Source organism: Serratia ficaria (assembly GCF_900187015.1).
GTDB lineage: Bacteria > Pseudomonadota > Gammaproteobacteria > Enterobacterales > Enterobacteriaceae > Serratia > Serratia ficaria.
Map to the genome: position 1 here is coordinate 1,137,432 of NZ_LT906479.1, position 18,072 is coordinate 1,155,503.

The window sequence follows — 18,072 nt, forward strand, 5'->3', positions numbered from 1 at the left end:
GTTATTCCCGGATGTTTCAGCGCGCTGAAAACCAAAAAACCCGACGCCCGGAAGCGATCCCGGGCGTCAGGTTTTGCCTGTATCTTGGGTTATCTACAGTAACAATCCTGTTATCAAGGCATGATAACCCTTGGCGATGCCGGCTCAACGGTTTTCACCGCGGACTGCCGCCGCGGTCACATTTCTCAGTCACTGCCGGACAGCATCAGGTCCCGGGGCGCATTGCGACGCTGGTTTTTGGTCAGCAGGAAATAGAGGTAGCCGCAGGCCATCAGAGCAATGAACAGCCCACCAATGACCGGGTTAAACCACAGCATGGCGATCAGACAGATCAGCGCTAATACCAGCGCGATCGCCGGCACCAACGGATACCCGGGAGCCAAAAAGCTGCGATCCAGTTCCGGTGCGATACGGCGCAGTTTGAACAGGCTAAGCATGCTCATCAGATACATTACGATGGCGCCGAACACCGCCATCGTGATCATCGCCGCGGTCAGGCTCATGCCCTGGAGATTGATCCAGCCATCGCTGAAGATGGCGGCGATGCCGATCGCGCCGCCGGCCAGGATTGCGCGGTGCGGCGTTTGAAATCGTGACAGTTTGGCCAAAGAGGTCGGCAGATACCCGGCGCGCGCCAGTGCGAAGAACTGGCGTGAATAGCCGAGAATAATGCCATGGAAGCTGGCTACCAGGCCGAACAGGCCAATCCATACCAGCATGTGCATCCAGCCGGAGTTTTCACCGACAACCATTTTCATCGCCTGCGGCAGCGGATCGTTGATGTTTGACAGCTTGCTCCAGTCACCGGCGCCGCCCGCCAGCAGCATCACGCCCAAGGCCAATACCACCAGCGTCAGAATACCGGATATATAGGCGCGTGGAATGGTGCGCTTGGGATCCTTCGCCTCTTCCGCCGCCATGGCTGCCCCTTCGATAGCCAAGAAGAACCAGATGGCGAAAGGGATGGCGGCGAAGATGCCGGATAACGCAGCGCCGCCGAAATGATCGCTGCCCGCCCAACCGTTGAGAACGAAATTGCTGAAACTGAAGCCCGGTGCCACAACGCCCATAAATACCAGCAGTTCGAATACCGCCAATACCGTGACGCACAGTTCAAACAGCGCCGCCAGTTTTACGCCGAGAATATTCAGCGTCATAAAGATTGCATAGGCGCCTACGGCCGCCCATTTGGGATTGAGCGCCGGGTATTGCACGTTGAGGTAAGCTCCGATCGCCACGGCGATCGCCGGCGGCGCGAATACGAACTCCACCAGCGTCGCCAGTCCGGCGATCAGGCCGCCGGTTTCGCCAAAGGCGCGACGGCTGTAGGCGAAAGGCCCGCCTGCGTGAGGAATGGCGGTGGTCAACTCGGTAAAGCTGAAGATAAAGCAGCCGTACATGGTGGCGACCAGCAGGGTAGTGATCAGAAAACCGAGCGTTCCCGCCACCCCCCAACCGTAGCTCCAGCCAAAATACTCCCCGGAAATCACCAGCCCAACGGCAATCCCCCAAAGGTGCAGGGTGCCCAGAGTGGGCTTAAGTTGCATTGTCATGTCGCTCTCCCGATCGAAAAGGGTGCATAACCGGCCGAAGCGCTGCGCCGGCGCCGTGGTTGTCATTTGCTCAACACTTTCTCCAGACTGCTCACCAGAATCTCCGCGTGCTCACAGTTAAACACCAGCGGGGGGCGGATTTTCAATATGTTGGCATCGGGGCCCGAGGCGCCGATCAGCACGCCTTCTTCCCGCAGGGCGTTCACCGTCCTGAGCGCTGCCGCAGAGTCCGGTCGGCCCTCGGCGTCAACAAAATCTACGCTGACGAACAGCCCGGCGCCTCGAACATCGCCAATGGCAGCAAAACGCGACTGCAGTGCGCGAATGCCCTCGACAATCGCGTTACCTGCGCGCCGCACGCTCGGGATCAGGTTTTCCTGCTCGATCACTTCCAGCACCGCCAGACCGACCGCCGAAGAAACGGTATTGCCGGCAAAAGTGTTGAAGTAGCTCGATTCGCTGCCGAAGCGCTGCAGGATCTCCGGCTTGATGGTGATGCCCGCCATCGGATGGCCGTTGCCCATGGGCTTGCCCAGCGAGACGATGTCCGGCACCAGCCCATGGCGCTGGAAGCCCCACATATGTTCGCCGGAGCGGCCGTAGCCCGGCTGCACTTCATCGGCGATATACAGCCCCCCGGCCTGGCGAACCGCGTCCACCGCCTCGCGCAGAAAACCTGGCGGATCGAAAAAACCCCCATCGCTGGTAAAGAAGGTGTCCACCAGCAATGCTGCAGGTTTTATGCCATGACGGCGCATGTCCTCCAAAGCGGTGCGTACGTCGGCGGCGAAACGTTTGCCCACCTCGGCAGGATTAGCGGGATTATGCACCGGTGCCGGGATCACTCTGGCGTCACGCCCCACCTTTACGTAGGGGCCCATAGAGGCGGAAAGCGCCGCGATAGAGGCGGTCATGCCGTGATAGGAGTACTCGGTGACGATCACGCCGGTACCGCCGGTGTAGTCTTCCGCAATGCGCAGAGCCAGATCGTTGGCCTCGCTGCCGGTGCAGGTAAACATCACCTGGCTCAACGCCGGCGGCATGGTGCCAAGCAATTTCTCGGCGAAGTCCAGTACGTTCTCATGCAGATAGCGGGTATGCGTGTTGAGCAGCGAGGCTTGGCGACACAGCGCCGCCACCACGTGCGGATGGCAGTGGCCAACCGACGGCACGTTGTTGTACACGTCCAGATAACGCCGCCCCTCGGCGTCATGCACCCAGACGCCTTCGCCGCGCACCAGATGCAACGGGTTCTGATAAAACAGCTCGTAGGCCGGGCCGAGCAGTCGGCGGCGGCGTTCGATCATCGCCAGGGTGGCCGGCGCGAGACCGCTACCGGCGGCCGCGTCAAAGGCATTGGTTTTCAGCATGGGGAAATCTCCAGTTTGTAGGTCCGCAAGGCAAAGATGAAGGCTTGCCCCCATCGAGGCGGGTCGTTTGATAATGCCCATGAGGCAAGGGCAAGACTTGACCCCGGATGGGCGACCGGCGGCATTGGCGGTCAACTTTTGTCCGATCCGCCGATCGCTGGGCCATAAAGTCAAAATTTGGGGTTCCGAGGTCAAGCGAGGTGAGAGGGGGCATTTCATGCTGGAAGGCCACTGATTCATGGAGTACGCCCTATGACAGCAACACAGTACGACACTTTGGATAACCAGACGCTGCAGCAGCTTGCCGAACGGGGCCTGCGGCATTACCCCTTATCGCTCAATGGCCGGCTGAGGTTGCTGTGCCGTTCTGAAAATGCCACCTTCCGGCTGGATAGCGATGATGGTCGGCGTTTTGCGCTGCGCCTTCACCGCGCTAATTACCATCGGCGCGATGAGATCGAAAGCGAGTTGAGCTGGCTGGACGCGCTGAACGAACAGGGCATCCAGGTGCCACAGGCGGTTCGCGGAGCCGACGGCGAGCGGGTGCAAAACGTGGTTCTGGAGGATGGATCCGTGCGCCACCTGGTGATTTTCGATTGGATCGACGGTGAAATGCCGACTACCGGGGTTGATCCCCGAGCCTTCTTGCGGCTTGGCGAGATCACCGCGCAGTTGCATCAACATAGCCGCACTTGGCGGCCGCCGGCGGGGTTCAGGCGGATTGTCTGGGATCATCCCTCGATGATCGGAGAAAAAGGGCACTGGGGTTGTTGGCGGGAGGCGCCGTATCTGGCGAGGGCCAGCCATCGGCTCATTGAAGAAGCGCTGGTGCGGGTGAATGACGAACTGTTGGCCTATGGTCAGGCACCCCAGCGTTACGGGCTGATCCACGCCGACCTGCGGTTGAGCAATCTGCTGTTGCAAGGGGAGGAAACGCGGGTCATTGACTTCGATGACTGTGGTTTTGGCTGGTATTTGCATGATCTGGCGGCGGCGATCAGCTTTGTCGAACATCATCCGCGGGCGCAGGAGTGGGTCGCGCATTGGTTGGCAGGCTATCAACATATCTGCCCGTTAGATGAGCGCGATCTGGCTATGGTGCCAACGTTTATCATCCAGCGGCGCATTCAGCTTTTAGCCTGGGCGGGTTCCCATGCGGAAACTGAAATGGCGCGTAGCCTGGGCGATGGTTGGGCGACGGACAGCGTGCGCTTGTGTCGCCGCTACCTGGAAACCGACCTTCTGCCCGTCGGCTCCCTCTAAGAGCGCACCAAAAGTAGGCGGCACGGCGGCGAAAATGCGCATTTTTGGTGATTTGTCTTCCGCCGGTGAGAGGCTCAAGAGTGGCGCGCCAAGCTGGTATGGAAGTTGCTTTTCTTTCTGCAACCTGACAACCACCGTGGGGTGAAACATGCAGACGGCGCTTTCCCGCCAACCGGGAGTGGTCACTCATCTGGAAGCCGGCCTGATGCAAGGCAATCGCGGCGTTCTGGCCGCCGCCGCCAGCGGCCTGAGCGAGTTTATTCGGCACAAGGGAGGGGATGCCGATCGGATTTTCGGCATTGCCGGCATTGACGAGCGGATGCTGAGTTGCCCGACACTCAGCATTGGTCTGAGCAACTATTGTCAGGCGCTGGAGCAGGCGGCGCGCTATTCCGGTTGTGATAATTTCGGTTTGCACTACGGGCAGCAGTTCAGGCCGCAATCGTTAGGCCTGATCGGCTATGTCGGCCTGTGTTCGCCTACCGTGGAGTCGGCGTTGAAGAATCTGGTGGCGGCTTTCCCCCATCATCAGCACAGCACGCTGACGCGCTTGGTGGACCGGGGAGATCACTATCGCTTCGACTACCAGGTACAGCATGGCGGAATTTTATGTAAGCGGCAGGATGCCGAACTGACATTGGGGATGGTGATGAATCTGATTCGCCACTCACTGGGTAAACGCTGGTCGCCGCGAGAGGTCCATTTTGAACATCCGCGCCCGGCCAGTTGGCATGAGCACTGTAAACGGTTCGACGCGCCGGTGTATTTCGATCAACCCTATAATTCGTTGCTTCTGCCGAAGCGCGATCTCGGTAGGGCGATGCCGGAACAAGACGGTATTTTGTTGATGGTGGTACAAGACGCTATCTGCCGGCTGAATGCCCATACGCCGGCACAGACGCTGGTGGACGGCACCCGCGCACAGCTGCGCCTGGCATTGTTGAGCGGCGAGCCGGTATTGGAAAACATCGCCGAAAAGCTCGGCATGTCTGCCGGCTCGCTGCAACGCCGCTTGCGCGAACAGGGGCTGACTTTCACCTCGCTGGTGGATAAGGTGCGCTGTGAGCTGGCGACCCATTATTTGCAACAGCGGCACCTGCCGATTTCCGAACTGGCGCTGCTGTTGGGCTATTCCGAGGTCAGCGCGTTTTCGCGGGCCTTTCGCCGTTGGTTTGGCATCAGCCCGCGCCAGTGGCGACAGGCGCCGGTTTGAACTGCTATTCCAGTCGGAACTGAGGCTCCAGCCGGCTGATGCCGAGGCCGTTGACCTTTTTCACCTTGATTTGCACCGGAATACGCTCCTTCATCGCTTCGACGTGGCTGATCACGCCGATGGTCTTGCCGGAGGCGTTGAGGCTGTCCAGCGCATCCAGCGCGGTATCGAGGGTTTCGGCGTCCAGCGTGCCGAAGCCTTCGTCGAGGAACAGCGAGTCGATGCTGGTTTTGTGGCTCACCAGGTCGGACAGCGCCAGCGCCAGCGCCAGGCTGACCAGGAAGCTCTCGCCGCCGGACAGGGTGCGAGTGTCGCGCAGCGCATCCGCCTGCCAGGTATCCACCACCTGCAGCTCCAGCGCGTCGCTGGTTTTGCGTTGCAGCAGGTAGCGCCCGTGCAGCCGGCCGAGTTGGTTATTGGCCAGGTAAACCAGATGATCGAGCGTCAGCCCCTGGGCGAAGCGGCGGAATTTGTCGCCCTCTTTGGAGCCGATCAGCTGGTTGAGATAGCTCCAGTCGTCGTACTGCCGTTGGCTCTGGGTGATTTGCTCGAACAGCGACTGCTGATTGAGGCGGCGGGCGGCATCGCTCTCCAGCTGGTTGCGCACCTCGCCTTGCCGCAGCTGCAGCGCCTTCAACTGCTGCGCCAGTGCGGCCAGCGCCTGGTTGAGGGCGTCGGCGTCGGCGACGGTTTCATCCATCCCTTCAGGGCGGTTTTGCAGCAGCTGCTCCAGAGACTGCGCGGCCTGCGCCAACAGCGCGGCGGCCTCCACCTGCCGCTGTTGCAGCCGCTCTTTGCGCTGCTGCAATTCGCGGCGCAGGGCGTCGTCCAGCAGTGCGGCGCTAAAGGCGGCTTCGTCGGCGAATTCGCTGTCGGCCAGCGCCTGCAGCCAGTGCTGTTCCGCCTGTCGCAGCCGCTCCTGCATCTGGCTGTGCTGTTGTTGCAGCCCGGCCTGCTGGCCGGCCAGGCGTTCGCGCAGTTCCTGCGCCTTTTGCCACTGCTCGGCGGCCTGAGCACTGGCCTGTTCGCAGGTGGTTTGTTTGGCGCGCAGCTGTTCGCGCACCTGAGCGACCTGCTGTTCGCCGAACAGCGCCAGCCGCTGTGCGCGACGTTCGGCGAGGGTTTTCTCGCCTTCTTGCCAGCGTTGTTGCAGGTCTTGCTGCTGTTGCAGGCTGTCGGCATGGGTTTTCTGCAGCAGCGTAAAGCGCTCTTCGAGCAGCGCCAGCTGTTGCTGCGCCTGCTGCTGTTGCGTTTGCAGAGCGGCGAGCGCGTCTTTCGCCTGTTGTACCGCCTGTGCCGCCTGTTCATGCTGCTGCAGCGCCTGTTGCCCGCGCCGCTCTTCATCGTCGCAGCCGTTCAGCCAGGCGCTGAGTTGCTCGCCATCCGCCAGCGCAAAGTCGAATGCCAACGGCGCGCTGAGCTGCTGCCACTGTTGCCGTTGGGCGGCCAGCTGCTGTTCATCCTGCGCGATAGCCTGTTGCTGGCGCTGCAATTGCTGTTGCAAGTTGTCGTAACGGGCTCGCAGTTCGACGCCCTGTTTTTGCAATGCTTCGGTCTGGATTTTCATTTGTTCCAGACGTTGCGCAGTTTCTGACAGCTTTACCTCTTGATATTGTTCTACCGCCGGATGCCGGCACGAGCCGCACAGTGGGCAGGGAGCGTCGGGCTGCAAACGTGCGCGCTCGGCTTCCAGACCAACGATCCGTTGTTCCAGCGCATACGTTTTTTCAACATCGGCCTGATGGGTTTTCTGCTGCTTAAATTGCTGACGGACGAGTTCCAGCTGTGGCTCCAACCGGGTCAGTTCACTTTGACCGGTGTGCAACTCTTGCCGCTGCTGTTCCAGTCGTTTAACGGTTTGCTGTGATAAGGAAGAGAGCGTGAACAGCTGCTGGCGCGTCGGGCGCAGATCCGCCAGGGCGCTCAGGCGCTGGCGCAGCGGGGCCAGCGGCGTTTGCGTCTCCAGCGTTTGCTGCTGCCGTTGTTGAACGGCCAGCGCTTCGGTCAGCGCGTTCAGGCGCTGCTGATGCTGCGCCCCCTGCGTCGTCAGCTGGCCGCGCTGGACGCTGAGCTGCTCCAGCGCCGCCCGCTGCTGGGCGCACTGCTGCGCGGCGGTATCGCCGGCCTGCCGCCGCTCGGCCTGCGTCGACTGCAGTTGGGCTATCTGGTGATCGAGCGGCGCGACCTGCTCATCGATCAGTCGTTGCTGTTGCCGCATCCGTTCGGCATGGGCTTGCTGCGCCAGGCGGGTTTTCTCCACCGCCTGCTGCAGCGGCGTCAGCTGCGCCGAGTGCCGTTCCTGTTGCTGCGTCAGCAGGGCTGCCTGCTGTTGTATCGTCTGCAGCTCGGCACGGCAGCGATCGCGTTCGTTGCGCAGCGGGCGCAGCTGTTCGGCCGGTTCGCTGCGCGCCAATTGCCGCAGCTGCGGGGCGGCGTCGGCCTGTTCGCGCTGCACGCCGTCCAGCTGCCGTTGGCTGTTATCCCGCTGCAGCCGGAGGCGCTGCCACTGCTGCAGCCAGCCCAGCGCCTGTTGCTGCCGCTGATTCTGCCGGCTGAGCGCCTGCTCCTCCGTCGCCAGCTCCGCCTGCAGGGTTGCCAACCGTTGGCGCTGCTCGTCGTTCAGCAGCTCGATGCCGCTGGCGCGCTGGTGCAGCGCATCCAGATCGGCCTTGGCCTGCTTGTGCCGTTCGAACACCTGCTCCGACAGGCGGCCGTAAATCTCGGTGCCGGTCAGCTCTTCCAGCAGCTCGGCGCGGTCATTGGCGTCGGCGTTGAGGAAGGCGGCGAACTGCCCCTGGGACAGCATCATCGACTTGGTGAAGCGGCCGAAATCCAGCCCGGTGATGGCGGCGGTCAGCTCCAGCTTGTCGCGCACCTTGTCCGCCAGGATCTTGCCGTCCTCGCGCAGCGCCAGCTCGACCTTCGGCGCCTGCAGGTTGCCGTCCGGGGCGTTTTTGGCCCGGCGCTGGCTCCAGAAGGCGCGGTAGCCGATCCCCTTCACCTCAAACTCCACCTCCGCCAGCGACTCGGCGGTGTGGCGGGTCATCAGTTCGTTCTGGCTCGGGGTCACGTTGAGGCGCGGCGTCTGGTGATACAGCGCCAGGCAAATGGCGTCCAGCAGGGTGGTCTTGCCCGCGCCGGTCGGCCCGGTGATGGCGAATAACCCATTGCTGGCGAAAGGTTCGGCGGTGAAGTCGATTTTCCACTCACCCTGCAATGAGTTGAGGTTCTTTAACCGCAGGCTGAGAATTTTCATTGGTCCGCCTCCCGTTGAGGATGCCGCACCTCATCGACCACCTGATGGAACATCTGGCGCATCCGCTGCTGACGCGCTTCGGCCATCTCCGGCTCCTGCGCCAGCCGCCGTTCAAACACTTCGCTGACGCTCAGCTCGTTGAGCGTTTCCTTATCCTGCTGTTCGATCGCCTGGCGGCGCTGCTCCTTGCTGCGCCGCAGCAGCACCACCTCCACCGGCAGCTCATCCGCCAGCAGCTGGATGCGGCGCTGAATGTCGCTGAGGTAGTCCTGGGTCGCCACCTCGATATCCAGCCATACCGGCAATTCGCCTTGATAATCGGCGAACTGCCGCAGTTGTTGCTCTATCTGCGGCAAATCGCCCTTGATCAGCCGCATAGGCTGGAAGCTGGGGATCTCCAGCGGCGTCACCTGCTGCAGGGCGCCGGCGGCGAAGTCGACCATGAACACGCTTTTGGCCTTGCCCAGTTCATCGAAGCTGAGCGGGATAGGCGAGCCGCTGTAGCGAATATGCTCCGACTTGGCGACGTTTTGCGCGCGATGAATATGGCCCAGCGCAATGTAGTCGGCGGGGGGAAACGCCTGCGCCGGGAAGGCGTCCAGCGTGCCGATGTAGATATCGCGCACCGAGTCGGAGGCGGTGACGCCGACGGTGGTCAGGTGGCCGGTGGCGACGATCGGCAGCGGCAATCCCAGTTGGTCGCGGCGGTCGCAGGCCGCCCGATACAGCGCCTGATAATGTTCGGCGATCGCTTCCTGCAGCGCCAGCTGCTTCTGCGCGCCGGATTCGCCGGCGCGGCTGGTGAGCAGGTCGCGCGGCCGCAGGAACGGGATGGCGCACAACACCGCGCCCGGCTGGCCGTCGCGTTGGTTCAGCACCAGAATTTGCCGTTCGATGTCGCTCTGCGCGTTGGCGATCACCGTCGCGTTCAGGCAGGAAAGCAGCTCGCGCGATTCGTTCAGCGTCGCCACCGAGTCGTGGTTGCCGCCCAGCACCACCAGCTGGCAGCCGGTGCGCCGCAGCTCCACCACAAAGCGGTTATACAGCTCGCGGGCGTAGCTGGGCGGGGAGCCGGTATCGAACAGGTCGCCGGCGACGATCAGCGCATCCACCTGCTGTTGTTCGATCCGTTCGATCAGCCAGCGCAAGAAAGCCTGATGCTCGGCGGCGCGGCTCTTGGTGAAAAAGTACTGGCCAAGATGCCAGTCAGAGGTGTGGATCAGGCGCATGACACTCCCGGGGCGATAAGGTAATGGCGAGGATTATAAAGGGCGCGGCAGCGGCTGTCGTGACGCAATCATTATGACAACCGAATGATTTTTCTTTTATGTAAAAAATAATCGCTATGCTTACTGCCTATAACCATCCCTTTTTTTCATAAAAGTGTCACAAAACTGACGCATAATGGCGCCCGCAATCAACTGTGATCGCTAACACATTGGCAGGATTGACGATGGCAAGACGCATACTGGTGGTGGAAGACGAAGCGCCGATCCGTGAGATGGTGTGCTTTGTGTTGGAACAGAATGGTTACCAACCGTTGGAAGCCGAGGATTATGACAGCGCCGTGACGCGCCTGTCTGAGCCGTTCCCTGATTTGGTGTTGCTCGACTGGATGTTGCCCGGAGGTTCCGGCATTCAGTTTATCAAACATATGAAGCGCGAAGCGCTGACCCGCGACATTCCGGTGATGATGCTGACCGCGCGCGGCGAAGAAGAAGATCGGGTGCGCGGCCTGGAAGTGGGGGCGGACGATTACATCACCAAACCTTTCTCGCCCAAGGAGCTGGTGGCGCGCATCAAGGCGGTAATGCGCCGCATCTCCCCGATGGCGGTGGAAGAAGTGATTGAAATGCAAGGGCTGAGCCTGGACCCTTCCTCACACCGCGTGATGGCCAACGATCAGGCGCTGGATATGGGGCCGACCGAGTTCAAACTGCTGCACTTCTTTATGACCCATCCGGAGCGTGTTTATAGCCGCGAACAGTTGCTTAATCACGTCTGGGGCACTAACGTTTATGTGGAAGACCGTACCGTTGACGTGCATATCCGTCGGCTCCGCAAGGCGTTAGAGACCAGTGGTCATGATAAAATGGTTCAAACCGTTCGGGGCACCGGCTACCGGTTCTCAACGCGCTACTGATCGCGCCGCGCTGGAGAATATGCCGTGTTAGAACGTCTGTCGTGGAAGAGGCTGGCCCTGGAGCTGGCCCTTTTCTGTCTGCCCGCCTTGCTGCTGGGCCTGATTTTCGGTTATCTGCCCTGGTTCCTGCTGGCGTCCGCGCTGGCGGCGCTGGCCTGGAATTTTTATAACCAACTCAAACTCTCTCACTGGCTGTGGGTCGATCGCAGCATGACGCCGCCCCCGGGGCGCTGGAGCTGGGAGCCGCTGTTCTACGGGCTGTACCAGATGCAGCAGCGCAATCGCCGCCGCCGCCGCGAGCTGGCCTTGTTGATCAAGCGTTTCCGCAGCGGAGCCGAATCGCTGCCCGATGCGGTGGTGATGACCACCGTCGAAGGCAACATCTTTTGGTGCAACGGGCTGGCGCAACACCTGCTGGGCTTCCGCTGGCCGGAAGACAACGGCCAGCATATCCTCAACCTGCTGCGTTACCCCGAATTCACCCACTACCTGCAACAGCAGGAGTTCTCGCGCCCGCTGACGCTGCAGCTGAATAACGAACACTACGTCGAATTCCGCGTGATGCCCTATTCCGAGGGGCAGCTGCTGATGGTGGCGCGCGACGTCACCCAAATGCGCCAGTTGGAAGGCGCGCGGCGCAACTTCTTCGCCAACGTCAGCCACGAGCTGCGCACGCCGCTGACGGTGCTGCAGGGCTACCTGGAGATGATGAGCGACGAAGAGCTGGACGGCTCGCTGCGCGGCAGGGCGCTGGGCACCATGCAGGAGCAGACCCGGCGCATGGACGGGCTGGTCAAGCAGCTGCTGACGCTGTCGCGCATCGAGGCGGCGCCCAACGTGGAAATGAATGAACGGGTGGACATTCCGCTGATGCTGCGGGTGCTGCAGCGCGAAGCGCAGTCGCTGAGCGGCGGCAACCACGAAATCACCTTCCGGGTGAACGAGCAGCTTAAGGTGTTCGGCAACGACGATCAGCTGCGCAGCGCGGTGTCGAACCTGGTGTATAACGCGGTCAATCACACGCCGAAGGGCACCAATATCGAAGTGAGCTGGCAGCAGACGCCGCAGGGCGCGCAGTTCCAGGTCAGCGACAACGGGCCGGGCATCGCCGCCGAACATATACCGCGCCTGACCGAGCGCTTTTACCGCGTCGACAAGGCGCGCTCGCGCCAGACCGGCGGCAGCGGGCTGGGGCTGGCGATCGTCAAGCACGCGCTCAGCCACCACGATGCGCGGCTGGAAATCCTCAGCGAGCCGGGGAGCGGCACGCGATTCATCTTTACCTTGCCTAACCGGTTGATTGTTCCCGCCGCTTTATCAGAGAATGCGGTGAAAAATTAACGCGCGAGACACCGGTATGACCCGAATTTCCCGATGGCTGTTGCTTTGCCTGGCGCTGCTGGCCGGTCGCGGCGCATTGGCGCAGCCTGACGGCATGCTGTCGGGCAACCTGTCCAGCGTCGGTTCCGATACCCTGGCCAATCTGATGGCGCTGTGGGCGCAGGATTTCAGCCAGCATTATCCCAACGTCAATCTGCAGATCCAGGCCGCCGGTTCCTCGACCGCGCCGACCGCACTGGCGGCGGGCGCCGCTCAGCTTGGGCCGATGAGCCGGCCGATGAAGGCGGCGGAGGTGTCGGCGTTCGAACACCGTTACGGCTATGCGCCGCTGGCGGTGCCGGTGGCGGTGGACGCGCTGGTGGTGCTGGTGCATCAGGACAATCCGCTGCGCGGCCTTAATCTGCCGCAGCTCGACCGGATCTTCTCCGCCACCCGGCGCTGCGGCGAAAGCCGCCCGCTGACGCGCTGGGGCGAGCTGGGGCTCAGCGGCGACTGGGCGCCGCGCGCGCTGCAGCGCTTCGGCCGCAACTCCGCTTCCGGCACCTACGGTTATTTCAAGCTGCGCGCGCTGTGCGGCGGGGACTTCATGCCGCGGGTCAACGAGCTGCCGGGCTCGGCTTCGGTGGTGCAGGCGGTGGCGGGGTCATTGAACAGCATCGGTTACGCCAGCATCGGTTTCCGCGCCAGCGGCGTGCGCCTGCTGCCGTTGGCCGAGTCGGGCGAGGATTACATCGCCCCCACCGACGCCAACGTGCGCAACGGCAGCTATCCGCTGTCGCGTTATCTGTATATCTACATCAACAAGGCGCCCAGCCAGCCGTTGGAGCCGCTGACCGCCGCCTTCCTCGACCGGGTGCTGTCGGACGCCGGGCAGGGGCTGGTCAACCACGACGGCTATCTGCCGCTGCCGCCCGCCACGCTGCAGAAAACCCGTCAGGCGCTGGGACTGAAATAACGTCGCGCCTTCCTGAGGCCGCCGCCCGGCGGCCAACATGAATTCTTCTCAACAGCGATGAAATTTCTTCCATTGCCGCCCGCCGATGCGCATGACAGGATGCCCTTCAATAAGACTTTTAGACGTCCGGATGTCCATGATAACCCGGCGTAATAGTTCAACCTGTAAATCATTGAAGCGGACGGTTCGTTCCGGCCGCGCGTCTTCGGGAGTTCAAAAAATGTGCAACTGCAATCACGCCTTTCACGCCGACGTCGTCGGCAGCCTGCTGCGCCCCGCGGCGCTGAAAACCGCTCGTCAGCAGTTCCAGCGCGGTGAAATCGACGCCGCACGGCTGCGGGCCGTTGAGGATGAGCAGATCCGCCTGGCGGTGACGAAACAGCAAGATCTCGGCCTGGCGGTGGTGACCGACGGTGAATTCCGCCGCGCCTGGTGGCACTTTGATTTCCTGGAAGGGCTGGACGGGGTGGAGGGCTACGATGCGCCGCAGGGGATCCAATTCAGCGGCGTGCAAACCAAGGCGCGCAGCATCAAGGTGGTCGGCAAGCTGGGCTTTAACCCGCAGCATCCGATGTTGGCGGATTTTCGTTTCCTGAAGGCGGTGGCCGGCGACGCCGTACCGAAAATGACCATTCCCAGCCCGAGCGTGCTGCACTTCCGCGGCGGGCGCGAGGCGATCGACAGCCGGGTCTACCCGGATCTCCAGGCCTATTTTGATGATTTGGCGCAGACCTATCGCGATGCGATCAAGGCGTTCTATGACGCCGGCTGCCGCTATCTGCAGCTGGACGACACCGTCTGGGCCTACCTGTGTTCCGACGATCAGCGCCGCCAGATCCGCGAACGCGGCGAGGATCCGGATGCGCTGGCGCGCATTTACGCCGGGGTGCTGAACGCGGCGATCGCCGGCAAGCCGGAGGATCTGACCATTGGCCTGCACGTTTGCCGCGGCAATTTCCGCTCCACCTGGATCTCTGAAGGCGGCTATGAGCCGGTGGCGGAGATCCTGTTCGGCCAGGTCAATATCGACGCCTTCTTCCTGGAATACGACAATGAGCGCTCCGGCGGTTTCGAGCCGCTGCGCTTTATCAAACCGGGCAAACAGCAGGTGGTGCTGGGCCTGATCACCACCAAGAACGGCGAGCCGGAGGATATCGAGCAGGTGAAACAGCGCTTCGAAGAGGCCGCGCAGTTCGTCGATCGTCGCCAGCTGTGCCTGAGCACCCAGTGCGGTTTCGCCTCCACCGAAGAAGGCAACAGCCTGAGCGAGCAGCAGCAGTGGGATAAGCTGCAAAGCGTGGTGACGCTTGCCGGCCAGCTCTGGTAAGGGCAAAAAACCAGCGCATACCGCGCGAAAATGGCGGATTTATTGGCGTTTTCGCGCGGTAACTGGGGATATGCTTCACGTTTCGTGAGGCGGTTGCTCAAAAATGATACAAATCATGTAGTGTATATTTATTGATAGCCAATATGATCGACTAGTGGTGAAAGTTTATCTGGTCGATAACTCTGCTTTTCGCCGTGCGCCTTGCCTTGAAGCGCTATAAACGTTTAACTTACCCCTCGTTGTCGGACTAAACCTCCATTTTATAACTCCTAAAACTCTGTCCATCATCATGAGCGGTCACTTTCGAATAAGGACTAAACGCCGGACGTCATGCGTTTTTTGCCCTTATGGTTCTCGCGATGAAGCGGCAAGCCGGCAACCGGGTGGGGCGTAACGCCACCACGCTATCGGGCACTTTTTTTCATTTGAACAGGCAACACGACATCGTATGAGTCATCGTTTAACGTCAAAAGATATTATGGCATTGGGTTTCATGACCTTTGCCTTATTCGTCGGCGCCGGGAACATCATTTTCCCGCCGATGGTCGGCTTACAGTCCGGTGAACACGTCTGGACCGCGGCGTTCGGCTTCCTGATCACCGCCGTCGGTCTGCCGGTGATCACCGTGATCGCGCTGGCGCGCGTCGGCGGCGGCATCGACGCCCTGAGCACGCCGATTGGCCGCAGCGCGGGCCTGCTGTTGGCGACCGTCTGTTATCTGGCGGTCGGGCCGCTGTTCGCCACGCCGCGCACCGCCACCGTGTCCTTTGAGGTGGGCATCGCCCCGCTGACCGGCGACGGCGCCATGCCGCTGTTTATCTACAGCCTGGTGTATTTCGCGCTGGTGATCGGCATTTCCCTGTATCCGGGCCGCCTGCTCGACACCGTCGGCCACGTGCTGGCGCCGCTGAAAATCGTGGCGCTGGGCGCGCTGGGCATCGCCGCGCTGCTGTGGCCGGCGGGTGCGCCAATTCCGGCGACCGATATCTATCAAAATGTGCCTTTCTCTTCCGGCTTCGTTAACGGCTATCTGACCATGGATACCCTGGGCGCGCTGGTGTTCGGCATCGTCATCGTCAATGCGGCGCGTTCCCGCGGCGTGAAAGACGCCGGCCTGCTGACCCGTTACACCATTCTGGCCGGCCTGATCGCCGGCGTCGGCCTGACGCTGGTGTACCTGAGCCTGTTCAAGCTGGGTTCCGGCAGCGGCGTGTTGGTGCCGGACGCCACCAACGGCGCGCAGATCCTGCACGCTTACGTACAGAATACCTTCGGCGGCCTGGGCAGCTTCTTCCTGGCGGCGCTGATCTTTATCGCCTGCATGGTGACCGCGGTGGGCCTGACCTGCGCCTGCGCCGAGTTCTTCGCCCAATACCTGCCGTTCTCCTACAAAACGCTGGTGTTCATTCTGGGCCTGTTCTCAATGGTGGTGTCCAACCTGGGCCTGAGCCATCTGATCCAGATCTCCATTCCGGTGCTGACCGCGATTTACCCGCCGTGCATCGTGCTGGTGGTGCTGAGCTTCACCCTGCGCTGGTGGAACAGCGCGCCGCGCATCATCGCGCCGGTGATGTTAGTCAGCCTGTTGTTTGGTATCCTTGACGCGGTGAAAGGGTCAAGCCTCCAGCATCTGCTGCCGGCCTGGGCCCATCATCTGCCGCTGGCGGAACAGGGTCTGGCATGGTTGTCGCCTTCGCTGTTGATGCTGGTGCTGGTCGCGATTTATGATCGGGTGTGCACGCGTTCTGAAGTGACCGCGCACCAGTAACACACCGGTCTGAATTTTGGGCCACGGACTTGTCCGTGGCTTTTTTACGTTTAAAACTACGGGTCATTTCCATGCAACAACAGTCACCCACCACCCCTCCCGCCAATAGGCTGAAACGCGGTCTCAGCACGCGCCACATTCGCTTTATGGCGCTCGGCTCGGCGATCGGCACCGGGCTGTTTTACGGTTCGGCGGACGCCATCAAAATGGCCGGCCCCAGCGTGCTGCTGGCTTACCTGATCGGCGGCATCGTGGCCTTTATCATCATGCGCGCGTTGGGAGAAATGTCGGTCCACAACCCGCAGGCCAGCTCGTTTTCCCGCTATGCGCAGGATTACCTCGGGCCGATGGCCGGGTATATCACCGGCTGGACCTACTGTTTCGAAATTCTGATCGTCGCCATCGCCGACGTGACCGCCTTCGGCATTTATATGGGCGTCTGGTTCCCGGAGGTGCCGCACTGGATCTGGGTGCTGAGCGTGGTGTTGATCATCGGCGCCATCAACCTGATGAGCGTCAAGGTGTTCGGTGAGCTGGAGTTCTGGTTCTCGTTCTTCAAGGTCGCCACCATCATCATCATGATCGCCGCCGGTATCGGCATCATCATCTGGGGGATTGGCAACGGCGGGCAACCGACCGGCATCCATAACCTGTGGTCCAACGGCGGCTTCTTCAGCAACGGCTTCATCGGCATGATCCTGTCGCTGCAACTGGTGATGTTCGCCTACGGCGGCATCGAAATCATCGGCATCACCGCCGGCGAAGCCAAGGACCCGAAAAAGTCGATTCCGCAGGCCATCAACTCGGTGCCGTGGCGCATTCTGGTGTTTTATGTCGGCACGCTGTTCGTCATCATGTCGATCTATCCGTGGGATCAGGTGGGCACCAACGGCAGCCCGTTCGTGCTGACCTTCCAGCACATGGGCATCACCGTGGCCGCGGGCATTCTCAACTTCGTGGTGATCACCGCGTCGCTGTCGGCGATTAACAGCGACGTGTTCGGCGTTGGCCGCATGCTGCACGGCATGGCCGATCAGGGGCATGCGCCGAAGATCTTCAGCAAGGTCTCCAAACGCGGCATTCCGTGGGTGACGGTGATGGTGATGATGCTGGCGCTGCTGCTGGCGGTGTATCTCAACTACATCATGCCGGAAAACGTGTTCCTGGTGATCGCGTCGCTGGCTACCTTCGCCACCGTGTGGGTATGGATCATGATCCTGTTCTCACAGATAGCCTTCCGCCGCAGCCTGAGCAAAGACCAGGTGAAAAAGCTGGCGTTCCCGCTGCGCGGCGGGGTGTTCACTTCCGCTGTGGCGATCATTTTCCTGGTGTTTATCATCGGCCTGATCGGCTACTTCCCGACGACCCGCATCTCCCTGTATGCCGGGTTAGTGTGGGTGGCGGTGCTGTTGGCGGGATACTACTTCAAGGTTAACCGCCAGAAGAAGCGGGCGTTGCTGGCGCAACAGCAGGACTGAAAATAACAACACCGGCCGGGCGCCGGTGTTTTTTTATCGCTTTTCCTCCGGCTCATCGTCACCCGAAGCGCGCGCTTCGAGACGCGGGCAGCCGTCGTTCAGCCGTTCCTCGCTATCCTCGCCGGCGCAGCGCGCCAGCACTTCGCGGATATCCTGCATGCTGTTGCTGAGGGCGCTCAGCGCCGGCTGCAGGTTGTGGCTCATGCGGCTTTCATCCAGCGAGGCGCTGTGCAGACAGCCGACGAACAGCAGGGTGGCCAGCAGGGTAAACAGCCGGTGACGTAACCGTTTCAGCAATCCTCTTTCCTCCGGTCGGCGATAATGCACGCATTAACGCCGTTTTTACGCCGAAAGAGAAGCGGCACGAGACATCCGTTTGCCGTCGATTGAGGATCGTTACCGACG

General features: G+C 61.4%; 13 protein-coding genes. 8 read left to right on the forward strand and 5 right to left on the reverse strand.

The features are described from left to right. Window positions 1–185: 185 nt before the first annotated feature. Entirely contained in the window at window positions 186–1,553 is a 1,368-nt protein-coding gene (gene eat / locus CKW09_RS05345) for an ethanolamine permease (RefSeq protein ID WP_095100025.1), read from the reverse strand. 62 nt (window positions 1,554–1,615) lie between these two features. Continuing rightward, window positions 1,616–2,923: an aspartate aminotransferase family protein gene (locus tag CKW09_RS05350; RefSeq protein WP_061796218.1), complete on the reverse strand. Its 1,308-nt coding sequence runs from the start codon at window positions 2,921–2,923 to the stop codon at window positions 1,616–1,618. A gap of 252 nt (window positions 2,924–3,175) precedes the next feature. Here CKW09_RS05350 and CKW09_RS05355 point away from each other — a divergent pair, with 252 nt between their 5' ends. Continuing rightward, complete coding sequence (locus CKW09_RS05355) at window positions 3,176–4,186, forward strand: phosphotransferase enzyme family protein (RefSeq protein WP_061796219.1); 1,011 nt, start codon at window positions 3,176–3,178, stop codon at window positions 4,184–4,186. Between the two features lie 148 nt (window positions 4,187–4,334). After that, window positions 4,335–5,399 (forward strand): AraC-like transcriptional regulator QhpR, encoded by a 1,065-nt coding sequence (gene qhpR, locus CKW09_RS05360; RefSeq protein ID WP_083950352.1) that lies wholly within the window; start codon window positions 4,335–4,337, stop codon window positions 5,397–5,399. Window positions 5,400–5,403: 4 nt separating this feature from the next. Here the strand turns inward: qhpR and sbcC are convergent, their stop codons facing one another. Further along, on the reverse strand, window positions 5,404–8,655 hold the full coding sequence (gene sbcC, locus CKW09_RS05365) for an exonuclease subunit SbcC (protein ID WP_095096012.1): 3,252 nt from the start codon (window positions 8,653–8,655) through the stop codon (window positions 5,404–5,406). Next, a complete protein-coding gene (gene sbcD / locus CKW09_RS05370) occupies window positions 8,652–9,884 on the reverse strand; it encodes an exonuclease subunit SbcD (protein ID WP_095096014.1) in 1,233 nt (410 codons plus the stop codon). The genes sbcC and sbcD overlap by 4 nt, the downstream gene beginning before the upstream one ends. Window positions 9,885–10,108: 224 nt before the next feature. Between sbcD and phoB the strand changes: the two genes are divergently transcribed. The 6 genes from phoB to proY all read left to right on the forward strand — a co-directional run bounded on the left by phoB (window position 10,109) and on the right by proY (window position 17,667). Continuing rightward, on the forward strand, window positions 10,109–10,798 hold the full coding sequence (phoB, locus tag CKW09_RS05375; protein ID WP_004940438.1) for a phosphate response regulator transcription factor PhoB: 690 nt from the start codon (window positions 10,109–10,111) through the stop codon (window positions 10,796–10,798). Window positions 10,799–10,822: 24 nt separating this feature from the next. Then, window positions 10,823–12,139, forward strand: coding sequence for a phosphate regulon sensor histidine kinase PhoR (gene phoR / locus CKW09_RS05380; protein WP_095096017.1), 1,317 nt, complete (start codon window positions 10,823–10,825; stop codon window positions 12,137–12,139). Window positions 12,140–12,155: 16 nt separating this feature from the next. Then, the gene (locus tag CKW09_RS05385; protein ID WP_095096020.1) at window positions 12,156–13,094 is read left to right on the forward strand and encodes a PstS family phosphate ABC transporter substrate-binding protein; all 939 of its coding nucleotides are present in this window, start codon (window positions 12,156–12,158) and stop codon (window positions 13,092–13,094) included. 220 nt (window positions 13,095–13,314) lie between these two features. Beyond that, a complete protein-coding gene (locus tag CKW09_RS05390) occupies window positions 13,315–14,421 on the forward strand; it encodes a cobalamin-independent methionine synthase II family protein (protein WP_061796225.1) in 1,107 nt (368 codons plus the stop codon). A 448-nt stretch (window positions 14,422–14,869) separates the two neighbouring features. Continuing rightward, window positions 14,870–16,189 (forward strand): branched-chain amino acid transport system II carrier protein, encoded by a 1,320-nt coding sequence (brnQ, locus tag CKW09_RS05395; protein ID WP_061796226.1) that lies wholly within the window; start codon window positions 14,870–14,872, stop codon window positions 16,187–16,189. Between the two features lie 71 nt (window positions 16,190–16,260). Continuing rightward, the gene (gene proY, locus CKW09_RS05400; RefSeq protein ID WP_061796227.1) at window positions 16,261–17,667 is read left to right on the forward strand and encodes a proline-specific permease ProY; all 1,407 of its coding nucleotides are present in this window, start codon (window positions 16,261–16,263) and stop codon (window positions 17,665–17,667) included. A 33-nt stretch (window positions 17,668–17,700) separates the two neighbouring features. On the opposite strand, the gene CKW09_RS05405 is transcribed toward proY, so the two are convergent. Then, on the reverse strand, window positions 17,701–17,964 hold the full coding sequence (locus tag CKW09_RS05405) for a hypothetical protein (RefSeq protein WP_095096023.1): 264 nt from the start codon (window positions 17,962–17,964) through the stop codon (window positions 17,701–17,703). Between the last annotated feature and the right edge of the window lie 108 nt (window positions 17,965–18,072).